At 40.5% G+C, this 15,593-nt stretch carries 8 protein-coding genes; 4 read left to right on the top strand and 4 right to left on the bottom strand.

All coding sequences use genetic code 11. The features are described from left to right. Positions 1–56 precede the first annotated feature (56 nt). Positions 57–2,675, top strand: a complete 2,619-nt coding sequence (locus IFO69_RS04345; RefSeq protein ID WP_192008661.1) for a PKD domain-containing protein — start codon at positions 57–59, stop codon at positions 2,673–2,675. Between the two features lie 13 nt (positions 2,676–2,688). Here IFO69_RS04345 and IFO69_RS04340 read toward each other — a convergent pair whose 3' ends face one another. The 4 genes from IFO69_RS04340 to IFO69_RS04325 all read right to left on the bottom strand — a co-directional run bounded on the left by IFO69_RS04340 (position 2,689) and on the right by IFO69_RS04325 (position 9,600). Next, positions 2,689–3,072, bottom strand: a complete 384-nt coding sequence (locus IFO69_RS04340; protein ID WP_192008659.1) for a DUF7009 family protein — start codon at positions 3,070–3,072, stop codon at positions 2,689–2,691. A 71-nt stretch (positions 3,073–3,143) separates the two neighbouring features. Continuing rightward, positions 3,144–4,574, bottom strand: a complete 1,431-nt coding sequence (locus tag IFO69_RS04335; RefSeq protein WP_192008657.1) for a rubredoxin domain-containing protein — start codon at positions 4,572–4,574, stop codon at positions 3,144–3,146. 131 nt (positions 4,575–4,705) lie between these two features. Then, positions 4,706–8,227, bottom strand: coding sequence for a nitrate reductase (locus IFO69_RS04330; protein WP_192008655.1), 3,522 nt, complete (start codon positions 8,225–8,227; stop codon positions 4,706–4,708). A 17-nt stretch (positions 8,228–8,244) separates the two neighbouring features. Then, entirely contained in the window at positions 8,245–9,600 is a 1,356-nt protein-coding gene (locus IFO69_RS04325) for an MFS transporter (RefSeq protein ID WP_192008653.1), read from the bottom strand. 891 nt (positions 9,601–10,491) lie between these two features. On the opposite strand from IFO69_RS04325, the gene IFO69_RS04320 reads away from it, so the two are divergent. From IFO69_RS04320 to IFO69_RS04310, 3 genes are all read left to right on the top strand, one after another. Then, complete coding sequence (locus tag IFO69_RS04320; protein WP_192008651.1) at positions 10,492–11,172, top strand: DUF2461 domain-containing protein; 681 nt, start codon at positions 10,492–10,494, stop codon at positions 11,170–11,172. 545 nt (positions 11,173–11,717) lie between these two features. After that, on the top strand, positions 11,718–14,108 hold the full coding sequence (locus IFO69_RS04315) for a TonB-dependent receptor (protein ID WP_225443980.1): 2,391 nt from the start codon (positions 11,718–11,720) through the stop codon (positions 14,106–14,108). A gap of 60 nt (positions 14,109–14,168) precedes the next feature. Next, the gene (locus tag IFO69_RS04310) at positions 14,169–15,467 is read left to right on the top strand and encodes a hypothetical protein (protein ID WP_225443979.1); all 1,299 of its coding nucleotides are present in this window, start codon (positions 14,169–14,171) and stop codon (positions 15,465–15,467) included. The last annotated feature ends 126 nt before the right edge of the window (positions 15,468–15,593 follow it).

Here is a 15,593-nt window from a genome sequence, read left to right as displayed (position 1 = left end):
TTTCTCAAAAGGAACACTCTTAATATTGGTTTTGGAAATAGTATATCATTTAAATTATGCCTAACAGTAAACGTAATTTTCTATTTTTTCTTCTTTTATTTTCTTGTCGATTAGTTTTGGGACAGAGTTCTACAATTGGCAAGGAGTTTTGGGTTGGGTTTATGGAGAATTTTGGGACAGAAGAAGGCTTGCATAATGATGCTGTTATTATTATCACCGCTGATGAAAAGACTTCTGGAGCGATAGAATATATGGGGCACTCAGCTTCTTTCGATTTGGAAAAAGGAGAACAATATGTATTACGGGTAAATACTGGTGATTTGGATTTGCTTCATAGGAAATCAGGTGTGGTAGAAAATAAAGGTGTTTTTATATCAGCTTCAGGTAATATAGCTGTTCATGCTATGAATGAGATGGTTAGAACAGCTGATGGAACGGTTGTCCTGCCTATAAATGTATTGGGAAAAGACTATTACATCACCACTCATAAAGAAGTTGCTCCTTTTTCTAGTACTTTACTAGTAGTAGCCATAGAGAATAACACAGAAATAGAGATTACTACTTCAGTGAATTCAATCAGTGGAAATAAAGCGGGGATACCATTGCTTATCAAGCTTAACCGAGGACAAAGTTATCAGATTAAGTCTGATGGAGATCTGACAGGTTCTCACATCCGTGTAGTAGGTGGAAATGTAGGTGATTGCAAAAAGATAGCAGTATTTGGTGGAAGTAGATGTACCTGGGTAGGGGATTGCGATGCGTGCGACGTACTTTTTCAACAAGCTTATCCTGTTGGTTCTTGGGGAAAAAGTTTTGTACATATTGCGTTGAAAGAAAGAACATCTGGAGAGATGGTTAAAGTCTTGGCATCAGAAGACGATACGCAAGTAAAGGTTAATGGGGAAGATAAGGGATCAATTAATAAAGGTCAATATATAACTCTTGATTTTGAACCCGACGAATCTTCAAAAATAGAAACATCCAAACCTACGTCCGTTACGGTGTTTTCCCGTGGGGTAGGGTGTAATGATGCGCAAATTCCAGAGCTTGCTGGGATTGGTGACCCTTTTATGATTACTTATAGTCCAAGTGAACAGTTCTTAAAAGAGTTGACTTTTAATTCTTTGAAATTGCCTTCTATAAGCAATCATTATGTCAATATTGTGGTGAAAAGTGGGGACCAGAACAAGACTATTCTTGATGGCAGAAATATCGGGAGCTCATTTAGTCCTTTGCCTGGAGATACTGATTTCTGGATAGCTAGAATTAATGTGCCAGAAGGGGTACACCATTTGGTGAATTCCGAGGGGTTTGCTGCTTATCTATATGGTTTTGGGTTTCGGGAATCTTATGGCTATGCAGCTGGGGCCTCTTTGGATAATCTGAACATGGATATTGAGTATGATTATCCATTTGAAGTGATTGGAGATAAAATTGCCTGTTTAGATCAGGAAGGTGTCTGGAGCATCAACACTAATAATTCTAACTTTACCTATTTTGAATGGGATTTTGGAGATGGCAGCCCCTTAAAGATAGGTCAAGAGGTTTTACATACCTATGCAACCCCAGGTAAGTACAACATAAGGGTTACTGCTGCAATTAGTCCCAATTCATGCGATGGCCAAGAAGAAGCTTTCTTTGAAACTGAAGTGCTGGAAACAAATGCTAAGCTAATCGGAAACACATCTGTTTGTCCGGATGTCGAGCAAATAATGTATTATGTGGAGGATAAACAACATATTGGGAAGGTAGAATATGAGGCCATCGGAGGAGAAGTACTGGAGACTTATGGGGATTCCGTATTGGTTAGATGGGGTGAGGCTAATCCCAATGCGAAATTAATATTAAGGCCTTTTTCAATTAACGGTTGTCCCGGCAACTTGATCCAACTTGATGTCCAAATAAATTCCATTCTTGATGTCTCAGCCCCAATTGGTCCCAAGGAGGTATGTTATGATCCTGAGGTTGTTCATGTCTATGAAATTATTGCCCCTGTTTCAGGTAGGAGTTTTCAATGGGAGGTGATAGGAGGTTTCATAGCATCAGGGCAGGGCACTTCGCGCATTGAAGTGATTTGGAATCACCCAAACATAATTGGTGAGGTACACTATGTGGCAATTGGTCCGGAAGGAGATTCTTGTTCTGGTACATCTCCTTCTATTAATGTAAAAGTGGCAGATAGATTGGCTGATGTCTTAGTAACTGACGTAGAATGTTCTGGAGAGAATACTGGAAGGATCGAGTTAAACTTGACAGATGAAAATTTAATTTATTCATTTTTTTGGGAACATGACCCTAATTTGTCAGGGGCAATTGCTGAAAATCTGAAAGCTGGATATTATACAGTTATTGTAAAAGAAGAAGAGGGCTGTAGTCAGACAATTAAAGGGATTGAAGTGAAAGAACATATTCCCCAAATCAGAATGCCGACAGGTTTTGATCCTCGACAAGTGTCAGGTTTTGAAGGTGTGTCTAAGTGCGATGTGGCTTTTGAACTTAAAATATACAGTCGCTGGGGAGAATTAATTTATTCAGGTTCAGAAAGTTGGGATGGTAAAATGAACGGAAAAGAGGCTCCTTTAGGGAAGTATATTTACCTGATCAAGTATAACTATAGCTATCATGAAACACTTCATGTCAAAGAAGAAAAAGGGAGCTTCACTTTAATTCGATGATGGTGCAGCTGCTTTAATAATCTTCAAAAGATTTTGGGTTGGGGAAATTGTCACTTTCGTCTTCGTCTGGACGCTTGTGGAGGCACTGGAAGTCTTTTTCAATTAAAATCAGGTTTGCAAAATCACTGCTAGCATGCTGAGTGGACCGCATGGATACTTCATCAGAAGTGGCCCATGGGGAAGATATCGATTTGGGGACGGTAATTTTCAATAAATTGTCAAAATAGGTGGCTTCAATGGTACTTGAATTTTCATCAGGAACAAGGGAATAGGCAAATCCCATTGCTTTACTGCCCAAGAAAAGCTGCTCAGTAACTGGCAGCCCTTTGCTGATTTTGTCTACCTCGGTTTGACTAAGTCGTAGTCTTATAGCATTATTGTTTATTCTTAGTTTCATGTTTATGTGCGATTAGGCTAACAGCTAGTTGAATATACGATTTAATTAAAAGCCATATGAAAAATCTATAACTAACTTTGAATCAATTTGAAAGCAGATTTAGGGCTTTCACATACTGAACAGCAATAACTGGCAGGAAGCTTCATGAAGGATGTGCCGGCTAGAATGGCAGATTCTGGATCCCCATATTTTTCATCATAAATAGTCATGCAGTTTGAGCACTGGTATTTTTTATGGTTTTTGTGTGTTGCTGTTTTCTCTGATTCTATAGTTTCTGGGCTTTTTCTTACTTCAAGTTGATCATAATACTTATAACTCAGCTCAATTAATAAGGGAGGAATGGTGTCAATTGGGACATGCTTTGCATAATAGAAATATTCAGAAAGGTTGGGGTTAAAATCTTTCGAATAAAGAATGTTAAAAGTATCGGGATCACTGTCCTTTTCTTTGGTCGCCTTTTCGATGGCTACTGAAGTAAACAGCGCCATATGGCGGGTTTTGATGGAAAAGCTAAGCCCATAGGTGCTGATATCCTGTTTGTCCAATGCCCTGACCAAATAATTTTTAATTTCCAGTGCCTCTTCGTCCAAAACAGGTAAATGCCAATTTAGCTCAAGAGAACTGTGCCGGATGTTAATGCCATATTTTCCTAAGAGCTTTTCCCAGCTAAGCCGGTCTTTTTCTGCAATGCCTTTTACAATGATGGATTTCCAAGGGGTAAGCGATATTTTACCGATATTGGTTTCAATACAGAGTTCACAGAGGGCTTTTAGAAAGTTAATAGTGAACTTGTTATTTCTCCAATACAACCCTAACCAGTATTTGCCACCAACGATTCTGTTCATCCCCTCATAGTAAGGGGAAGTGGCCTCTGGGTAGTCTAGTTCTTGCTCTACGGGGGTAGTATTGGGTGCAACGGTGTCCTTGGCTTTTTGATAAATTTCAGGGAACTTAAGTTGGCAGTTCACAGGGTCAATTTCTTCAATGGCTTTGGCCACTTTGGCCAAATCATAGCCGTAGATCAGGTCAGGGCAACACCAGGGTTTGCTGTCCATTTCTGAAAATCGAAGGTAGAGGTACCAATAATTATCTAATGAAGAAGCGACAAAATTGATATTTCCTGTAAAAAGTGGGACCAGGTTTTGGACAGGATCGGTGATGTTGACCTTTAACTTTGGTTTGTAGTCAAAAGTGTCCAAAATATAGTGGTAAGTGTGAGATGCCAGCCAATGGGTGGTAGGCATCACATCTAAAGCAGGATAAGAAGAAACAATGTTTTGAAACTCCTCTCCATCGGTGTCATAAGCTGTGCTAATGGCATTGAAAGTTTCCTCCAATGTCTCTAGGTTTTTATCTTTGACCGGAAAGAGGACATCCTGTCTTGAACCAAGATGAATATAGTTAGTGCCAAGCTTATTTGCTGTGCTAATTGTTTTTAGGAAGTCGCCCGGAGAAATGATTCCTCCTTTGACAAATACCCTTACTAAGTCAGCTTTTTGCATTGTTTCTTTATCTAATATGCTTTGGTAAAGTTAGAATTTTGAGTTTAAGAATCAGTCTATTTATATATCAAATATAGCTGGCACAAAATCATTCAAAGGGACCAATAAGTTGTATTTAGGCCAGCTTTATTCTATACTTTCACCAATGGCACTAACTCTTCTTCAAGAATACTTTTAACTTCTGGCTTGCAGCTACCACAGCCGAGTCCAGCCCCTGTTTGTTGACATAATTGCCTAAATTCATGGCATCCTGATTGAATTGCTTTAGTGATATTAACTTTGCCTACATTGCCACATGAGCATACCATCTCGCCAAGCATTTCTTCCTTATTGGAGTTTCCTCTTAAAAGTTCTTGGCGCTTTTTGGAAAGCTCAGTTTTTTCTTCTATGAGACTTTTAAATTCGGCAAACTCAGATTTATCACCCATCAGGATGGCTCCCACCAATCGGTCCTGGTAGACAATACACTTTTTATAATAGGTTTGAGCGGTGTCAATCAGTAAAATTTCCTCATATCCTTCCCCATTTGGAGGAGGTTCAGGGATACCAATAGAACAAAGGTCTAGGTCAGCAAACTTTAGGATGTTCATTGGGACTGATCCTTTGTAAATACTCAAAAGGTCACCAGTAATAAATCTTGCAGCTATATCGGCTTGCATTTCTGCTGCGGCCGTAATGCCATTGAGTTTACCTTGGTGTTCAGCAATTTCACCCATAGCAAAGATTGAAGGATCACTGGTCTGTAAGTAATCGTTTACTTTGATTCCTCTTCCGCAGATAAGTCCAGCAGATTTGGCCAGTTCCATTCTTGGACGGGTGCCAATGGCATATACTACGGCGTTACAGTTTATGGTTTGACCACTTTTTAAGTTTACGGTTACACGTTTTTCATCTTCGTTACTTTCCAATTGGGAGACTTGGTTGTTCATGTACAGCTTTACCCCCATCTCTTCTATTTTTTCTCTCAACAGTGAGCTGGCCATCGGATCTAACTGTCGCTCCATGAGCCTTGATCCAAGCTGGACAATGGTGACGCTGATATTGATTTCACGCAACGCCGCCGCAAGTTCTAGTCCCAAGAGCCCGCCTCCTGCGATTAATACATGGCCTTCATAATTGAGGTATGATTTAAGTTCGTCCGCGTTTCTGCGGCTTCTCATGGTAAAGATACCCGGCAAATGCATGGGGACATCAGCGGGGACAAATGCCCGGCTACCAGTAGCCAGAATCAACGTGTCATAGTGATGAACCCTTCCTTTTTGGTCCGTTACTGTTTTATTGGATCGGTCAATGGATTCAATGCCATTTTCAACAAAAAGGGTTATGTTGAGTTTGTCCATTTCTTCCGCGTTCTTGAACTTCAACAAGTCTTCCCATGCTTTATGTCTGTTTACATAGTCTGGTAGTAGAACGCGGTTGTAAAAGGGATGTTTTTCTTTGGAAAATACATGGATTTCATCCTCTTCATTGAATTCCCGGTATGAGTTGATAAAGCGATAAGCAGCAGCTCCCGCGCCCACGATCAGGATCTTTTGCTTTGGTTTTACATATCGGATAACCTGCACAGCCGAGTATTTGAAGTCTGGCTGCTTAGACACTGGGTCAATGGCATTTCCGGTAATGTTGTTGGTCCTTGAGAAATCATTTTGAAGGATTTTTCCCCAGTGCATGGGTAAGAATACCACTCCCTTTTTGATTTTGTCCGTAACTTGTGCGTGGACCCTCACTTCTCCTCTCTTTCCTGTGATGAGCACGGTTTGACCATTGGTGATGCCTCGCTCAGAGGCGTCATCAGGGTGAATTTCCAGAAATGGAGTGGGGATATGCTTGTTCAGTTTAGAAACCTTCCCCGTCCGGGTCATAGTATGCCACTGGTCTCGGATTCGGCCTGTGGTCAGGATGAGCGGGAAATCTTCGGAGGGCTTTTCTGTTTTGTTTTTTGGTCCATTGGCAAGAATCTGAGCGCGACCATTGGCGGTATAGAATTTTTTATCGGTAAATAACCTTACTGTACCGCCTTCTTGCTTACTTTTAAATGGCCACTGTACAGTGCCTTGGGATTTTAAATAGGCATAGTCTAGACCTGAAATGTCAATATTGGTACCTTTTGTCAGTTGTGTGTATTCGGCATAAACCTCGGCCATATTTTGGAAATCAAAGCCTTTGAAGCCCATTTTCTGAGCGAATCGCAATAGTATTTCAGCGTCTGGAAGGGCATCTCCTGGAGCTGGATTGAATTTGTTAAGGTAACTGATTCTTCGTTCCGAATTGGTCATCGTGCCTTCCTTTTCTCCCCAACCTGCGGCTGGAAGTACCAGGTCAGCATAGGGAATAGCTTCTGCTTTACTGGAGATATCTTGGACGACCACAAATTTGGCTTTTTTTAGGGCTGCTTCTACGCGTCTGGCATCAGGCATGCTGACCAACGGGTTGGTGCAAATGATCCATAGCGCTTTAATGGTTCCTTCTTCAATGCCTTCAAAGATTTGGGTGGCGGTTTTGCCCGGTTGATCCGGTAAACTGTCCACTCCCCAAAAATTCGCTACCTCATCTCGGTGTGTAGCATTCATTAAGTTGCGATGGGATGCCAGTAAGGTTGCCATGCCTCCGACTTCCCTGCCTCCCATTGCATTGGGTTGGCCAGTGAGGCTGAAAGGACCTGATCCTGGTTTTCCAATGTGGCCTGTGATCAAATTGAGGTCTATCAGTGCGAGGTTCTTGTTTACTCCCTCTGCACTTTGGTTGAGGCCCATGGCCCATAAAGAAAGAAAACCTTTGGCATTGCCAATATACGAAGCGGCGAGCTTTATATCTTCTACGGGCACATCACAGATGGCCGCTGATTCTTCCAAGCTGGTCTCCATGACCAATTCCTTGTAAGCCTCAAATCCATCCGCATGGTTTTGGATAAAGGCTACATCAATATCTCCTTGCTCGATAAGGCATCTGCCTATAGCGAGGTAAAGTACTTCATCTGTACCAGGGTTAAGCTGAAGGTGAAGATCAGCTAGTGTACAACTTTGAGTGACCCTTGGATCAACCAAAATTATTTTTGTGTCTGGATGGTTCTCTTTATGTTTTTCAACCCTTCTCCAAAGAATGGGGTGGCACCAAGCTGGGTTGGCGCCAGCCACCAAGAAGCAGTCTGCTAACTCGATGTCTTCGTAGGCAATAGGGACACTGTCTTCACCTAATGTTTTAATATATCCCATTACGGCTGAACTCATGCACAGACGGGAATTGGTGTCTATGTTATTGGTTTTAAGATAACCTTTGGTCAGTTTATTGACCAAGTAATATTCTTCTGTAAGGCACTGACCTGATACGTAAAAAGCTACGGCATTAGGTCCATGTTTTTTGATGATAGATTTGAATACTGCTGCCGTTCTGTTGAGTGCAGTGTCCCAATCCACTTTCTCTAATGGATGTGATTTTCCCCAACGCATTTGGGGATGTAAAAGCCGATCGGATTTGTCTTCCACTACATAGTGGAGGTTCATGCCTTTTGAGCAAAGCATGCCCTTGTTGACAGGATGCTGTGGGTCACCTTCTACCGTGACCCTGCCTTTATTGTCTTTGTTGACAATGATACCGCATCCTACTCCACAGTAGGAGCAGGTACTTTTGTAGCTTTCAGCTTTGGCAGTTGACATGTGAAAGTTATTTAACTTTAGCTTTTTACAAATTCAGGCTGAAGATCTTTTTCAGAAAGTGATGCTTCCAACTCTGTTTTGGCAATTCTTTCATCTTCCTTAGAGAACCTCACAAGAAGGGAAGTTGCGCTGATCGCTGTAACAGCAATACCCAAGACGGTCAAGGCCTCACCATAAGAGATGCCTTCCATCTTGAAAAGGAAACCAGCCATTACAGCTCCTGCATTTCCGCCGGCACCGACAATTCCCGATATGGTCCCAATAGCTTTTTTATTCACAAATGGCACCACAGAGAAAGTAGCGCCCTCTGCCATTTGTACAAAAAGACTGAACAATATCATAGTCCCGATAGCCAATGGCAAAATGGTCATTTGAGCAAATAAGATCAATGCAAACCCTTCTACTAGAAGCACCGCGCCAAGAAAGCCCACTCTGCCTTTTAAGCCCCATTTAATGCCCGCTTTGTCCCCGAACATTCCGCCTACTGATCTAGCAAAGAGGTTCATCAAGCCAAAGAGACCGGCAATCAAACCTGCTGTTTTTAGATCTAATTGGAAGTAATCATGATAGTATATGGCAGCGATATTGTTGATGGTGAGCTCTATCCCAAAACAAGCTCCGTATATCAGAAACAAAGCCCATACCCTGTGGTCTTTAATAGCCGCTTTAAAGGCTCCTTGTCCATCCGCTTTTTTCTTCTTTTTATATTCCAAATCGGCTTTGCTTAGATCAGCAATATTGCCTTCTGGAAAATCAGTGGTCCATTTATAGTAAGCGATACCACATAATATCATGGCAATACCCGGAACGACCATGGCATATCGCCAGGCCTCCGCCTCCAGAAAACCTAAAGAGATAAATAGGGCAAAGATCAAAGGCATTATCATTTGAGTAACACCTCCACCCATATTTCCCCAGCCTGCAGAGGTAGCATTGGCAGTGCCCACTACGTTGGGGGCAAACATCACTGAAGTATGGTATTGTGTGATGACAAAGGAGGATCCGATTACACCGATCGCTAATCTGAAAAGCAAAAAGCTTTCATAACTATTGCTCAGTCCAATGAGCATTACGGGGATAGAACCAAGAATCAGCAAATAGGTGTAGGTGATCCTGGGGCCAATCCGATCCACTAACCAGCCAATCATTAACCTCGCAATTACAGTTATGGAAACAGAGGCAATGATGATGTTTCCGATTTGAGCCTTTGTCAGGTCCAATTCATTCCTAACCACCGCCATCAGGGGAGCAATTCCGAACCATCCGAAAAAACATAAAAAGAAGGCAAACCAAGAAAGGTGAAAAGCCCTCATCTGTGGTGATTTGAAATCCAATAATTTGATCGATGTTGCTTTTTTTGCTGATAGTTTCATGTCGTTTAGCATTGAAGATGAGACATCTGGTTAGGACTTGTTCTTTGGTTTAAGGATGAGGACCCGGGAGCACAAACCCGGATCCAAATCTATAAGCAGAGAACTATTGACTTTAAGCATAAGTGTCAAAAAGACTGTCGAAAAGCAGAAGAAGCCAACCTGGTGATTTTTCTACCCGATAATCCCTCAATTGAAGGGTATGGAATTTTCCCTAGGTTGGGCTCTGTTCTGCATCTCAATTGTTCAACCTTTTTGTCTACTCAAACGCTCTTTGAGTATTGTTTCTTTACCAGTGAGAAGCAGGATTCGCATTTTTTTAGTGTTCATTTCCTGTCGCTTTGTCTGGTTAAGGGGTTATTTGGTATTCATTGCTCATGACAAGCTATGTTGCAGCGCATAGAAAGGTGTTTTGATGTATTCCTTTTACTGTAATTAACACCTTCTATGGTTCATGCTGCTGGTTGTTTGTGTGTTAGTGAATCTCGCTAACAAGTGCTAAAGTAAGTAATAAAAATTAAATTAAGTAAAATTACGTAAATATTTTTACGTAATTTTTAATTAATACGTAGTAGAGAGGTAAGTGTTATGCCTAAATCCTAAAGGAAGGTTTTTCTATATTGGTATTCATGAAATAGTGAGGGCCTAAAATTAAAATCTGATTATCCGCAATGATGCCAGTAACCTTAAATCCTTTGCTTAAAGTGGTCAGAAGTTTGAAGCCTGAAGACCGAAGCAGTTGATATTTTAATCAAAACGAACATTTCGACTCGCTTTTAACCTTTACTGGTGCAATTGCGGATATACATTAATTAAAATAAGGGGCATTAGATAATCAATACAGGAAATAAATCTTACTTTTATTATTAGTCATCGGATCAAATATTTTCTACTATGAAAAATGACACATTAGAATTTCTGAGTTCATTGGCAAAGCACAACAATAAGGAGTGGATGGATGCAAATAGGGATTGGTACCTAGATGTAAAAGCAGGCTTCTTGGAGACAGTGACAGCTTTGCTGACAGAACTCTCTAAAATCGATTCAAGGCTGTCATTACTTAAAGCCAAAGAGTGTATTTTTAGGCAAAACCGGGATATTCGATTTAGTGCCAATAAGAATCCTTATAAGAATAATATGGGGGCTTATTTTGCAGTAGGAGGAAAAAAGTCTGATGGACCAGGTTATTATTTACATATTCAGCCTGGTGAATGTTTTTTGGCCGGAGGAATATGGATGCCTTCCTCAGGTGTATTGAAAAAAATCAGGCAGGAAGTAGATTATTCGGGCGCTGAATTGGAAAAAATCATTGCTGATCAATCATTTCAAATGACATTTGGAGAAATAAAGGGGGAAAGACTGAAGACTTCTCCTCGAGACTATTCAGCAGATCATCCTTATGTAGATTTTTTGCGCTTGAAGAGCTTTGTAGTTTCCGCTCCACTTTCTGATCAAGAAGCCCTTTCAGATAACTTGGTGGATATCTGTATGGCCACCTATCAAAAAATGAATGCTTTCAATGGTTTTTTAGAGAGAGCTGTTGAGGAGGCTGAAAGCGGAGAAGGAATACTTTAATGACAGAATTGAAGAAGCTAAATTTTTTTTTAAAGATATAGCACTGACCTCAAAGATATTTGTTGGTTAATTGTAATTATTTGAATTGAGCTAAGATAATTTATAAAGATTTATCTCCGGGAGAAGCTGACCTTACCGATTTACCAAAAGAAATTTTTATCAAAACCTCGAGTTCTCACGAAAAGAGGATTAATGATCTTGCGGTGCTGTAAGGGTATCTTCATTTATGAGCACTAATTGGATTTCATAGGTTGTGTTCCTTTCCTCTTGTATGTAAGTAATTATCAAGAATAAACCGTTCCCTCGCTTTAAATAACCATGCGGTAGTTCTTATTAAAAATAAATCTAAATAAACATTGCATTAAAAGTTTTTCATCCATATTTTTGCCTTCAGTTAGATTAAATCTAAATAAATACAGTATACTTCTGCTAATAAATGAGCAGAATAGAAAGCGAAACCTGAAATTTCATTTGAATTGATTGGTGCAAAAACAATTAGAATGGCGAATTCTTTACTTTTATTGAGAAAATCATGCGGCTTAACCATGCTTCTTATTCTAAGTGGATTGGTATTGGGGATTCAAAGCATTTACGCAGCCACAGTGAAAGGAAAGGTTCTTGATGCTCAGTCTGAACCAATACCTGGTGTTATTGTCCAGATCAAAGGAAGCACTTTGAGCACTATCACCTCCCTTGATGGAACATATCAGATCCTAGATGTGCCTCAAGGGGAATTTGAACTTCACCTCTCTTGCTTGGGTTATGAAGGTCATTCCAAAAAGTTATTTGTAAAGGAAACAGAAGAAGTGTTTCTCCTTGATTTCTCATTGGTTGAATCAACTACGGACCTGGATGGAGTGGTGGTGGTAGGACAATCTGTTAAAAGTGAAATCGAAACACAAGGCTTTGCTGTAGAGGTAATAGAGACTGAAAAGGCTGCCCTGCAATCAGTTCAGACCAACGATCTGCTCAATAGAACAGCAGGAGTTCGTGTAAGACAAAATGGAGGATTGGGCTCACGTGTGGAGTACAATCTTAACGGTATGACAGGTGGCTCTGTCCGCATTTTTATCGATGGGCTTCCTATTTCTACGTATGGACCATCTTTTAGTCTAAACAGTATTCCCCCAGCTTTAATCGAAGGTATAGAAATATACAAGGGCGTTATTCCTGCCCATCTTGCAGATGATGCATTGGGAGGAGCCATCAATGTGATCCTCAAAAAGGGAATGTCCAACCACCTATCTGCATCTGTTTCCTATGGCTCTTTCAATACTTTTCAGAATAGCCTCAATGCAGTTTTTCGGAATGAAAAATCTGGATTTACTACAAAAGTATCGGGCTTTTATAACTACTCGGATAATGATTATGAGGTGTGGGGGAAGTTTGTGAGGAATATTTTGCCTAATGGAAGATATGATTATGTCAGAGCCAAGAGGTTTAATGACAGCTACAGGTCTGTGGGAGGGAAGATTGATATTGGTTTTTCCAACGTGAAATGGGCGGATCAGTTTTTTATAAGCTACACGGGGTCTGATGACTATAATGAGATCCAGCACGGAGCCTATATGTCAATTCCTTACAAAGGCCGCTTTTCTACTTCCCAATCAAATGTCTTTGGACTTAATTACTCAAAGGAGGACCTATTAACCAGAGGCCTTAACCTTAATTTCAATGGTTCTTTCAGCAAGAGATCACAAGTGGTGACGGATACGGTAAGATGGAATTACAATTGGTTTGGTGAAATGAGCCTTGGGAAGTATGGGGAGCCAATATTGCGGCCGCAGGGCGCACAACAAGGAGCTCCCACCATTAACCACATAGACAGAAATGTAAGTACTTTCAGGGCAACTGCAGATTATGATATCACTAAAAATCACAAGGTGATCCTTTCTCAATCTTATTTTAATATTGATAGAAATGATCAGGACATGATGCGTAGTGCGCTTGAACGAGAGTTTGTGGGTACTAGGGATCTCCAGAAGTACATTACCTCATTAGGGTACGAGTTCAATTTGATTCAATCAAGACTAAAAGGAAATATCTTTGGTAAATACTATGTTCAGGATATTGATCGGATGGATCCACTATTGGAAGAGGGTGAAAGGGTAGAGGATCGGGTGTCCAGTAAGAGAAATACAATTGGCTACGGTATGGCTTATTCTTTTAAGTTGTCCAAGAAGCTGTTGATACTGACATCTGGTGAAAAGGCAGTAAGAATGCCTTCTGAGGGAGAAATCTTTGGTAGCCCTGGAGAAAATATCGTGGAGAATATTAGTATCAGGCCTGAGATCAGTAATAATTTCAACCTTGGGTTCAAACTGGGTGATTTTATAGTCGATAAACATGAGTTTTCATTCTCCGGTACAGGGTTTATAAGGGATACCAAGGATAAGATTACACGCGAGATCAATGACAGGATTAACGATGCGGTACAGACAGCTCCCTTTGTGAACTTGGGAAAAACCAAGGCCATTGGCTTTGAGGGCCAGGTAAACTACTCTTTTAGAAATAAACTACAGGCATCAGTGAATTTCTCCAAATTCAACTCTGTATTTAATACAAAATATGATCCGAATGGGAATGTCTATAAAAACTATAATCAGCAGATTCCCAATGACCCTTACTTTACGGTAAACAGCTCTTTAGAATATACAGTCAGAGATCTCTTTCAAAAAGGATCTACACTAAGACTTTCCCATTATTTCAGTTTTGTAGAAAGTTTTTACACCACATGGTTGGAAATTGAGGACTTCAGAACACCTCGACAGTACGTTCATGATTTTGGCACAACCTATATCCTTCCAAATCAAAGGCTTGCCATTAGTGCGGACCTGAGAAATATTTTTGATAAGCAGGTTTACGACAACTTTGCTGTACAAAAACCAGGAAGGGCCTTTTATCTCAAAATCAACTATACAATCAATAAATTCTAAAATTTTTGAAAAATTAAAACCAATAAGATGTTCATTACAAACAGTTTAAAATCAAGGTTTTTGCAGTTAGGACTTGTGGCAGTTACATTGTCGGCGGTCAGCTGTAACAGTGAAGAAGATATTACTCCTGATACCGAAGTAGAAGCAGGTCGTTGGGTGACCATAGCCGGTGCAGTTATGGGCGAGAATCCTGGTGATGGAAATGGTGGAACCCAGATTTATGCAGTAAGCTATGAGGATGCCATTGATCCAGAAACAGAGATTAATGTTTTTGACAATGGTGCTCCAGTAAAATCAAACCGTACCGCAAGACTGCAGGTTTCTGAAGATGGAAATACCTTGTTCAACATTGCTTACGCAGGTGAAAATGGTGGGGAATATTCCAAGTTTGCTGTTGAAGGTGGAAGCAGCTATATGCAGGAAGATGTGACCGTCAATATCTCTCAATATGCAGGGACTGCTCCGCGATGGAGTAAGTTATATAACGGTGACCAAAACGGAATAGCAGTAAATGTAGCAAATATCACTGCTAACAATGCAGAAGATGAAACTATTCCCTATCAATACCATAGAGGGATAGCTACCATATTGGATTTGGATTTACAGAATACATTAATTCAGGATTACAAGCAGTATGAGATCCCGTTGACAGCAGAAGAAGAGCTAGCAGGTCACTGTATTTTCAGGTTGGATGCACCTGTGCTCAACCAAGCAGGGGACAAATTATTGATCGGTACTTGGATGCGTAAATATGATCCAGCTACGGGTGATAGTGAAAGTGAGTGGGAAAGATTGGGTACAAAGACTGTTGTGGTTGATTACCCTTCATTGGAAAACCCAACAATCATCACTTCTACACAAGCCAATGGAGACTGCTCTGGGTACAGAAGTAACGTGAACCAATTGGCAGAAGACGGATACATTTATCAATCTACCAATAGAGATACCAATGGTTCCCATATCTTAAGAATTACTCCCAACAATGAATATGATAATTCCTTCTCTATTAGTCTAGATGAGGCACTTGGACTAACTGACGTTTATGTAGATACATGGAAATATGTCAATAATGGAATTGGTTATGCGTTGATCCGTCATGGAGAATCTGATCAAGGTTATATCGTTAGGTTGGACCTTAACCAGCAAACAGCAGCTTTGGTGGATGGTATTCCTGATGATGCTGATGTAAGATTCAATCAATACCAAGGATTCGTGGTGAATGAAAACGATCTTCTTGTAACGGTTTCTCCACTGGGTAAAAATGGTAATATCTATGTGCTTCACAGCCAAACTGGCGAGGTGTCAGTAGGTGCTAAATTGGTAAACCAGCCAGGAAACCATTTTATCGGCGCGTTCTAAATAAGAAAAATCCTTCCTATAAGCCCCTGTACCATCAGTTGTTGGTACAGGGGCCTTATGGGTTCAAAGATGATCTTCATAGACTACTGCCTCCAAGAAATCAAATAAAAGAAATTGCTGACTTAG

The sequence above is a fragment of the Echinicola arenosa genome, assembly GCF_014841125.1.
Classification (GTDB): Bacteria; Bacteroidota; Bacteroidia; order Cytophagales; family Cyclobacteriaceae; genus Echinicola; species Echinicola arenosa.
This window is presented reverse-complemented; position numbering and strand designations above follow the sequence as displayed.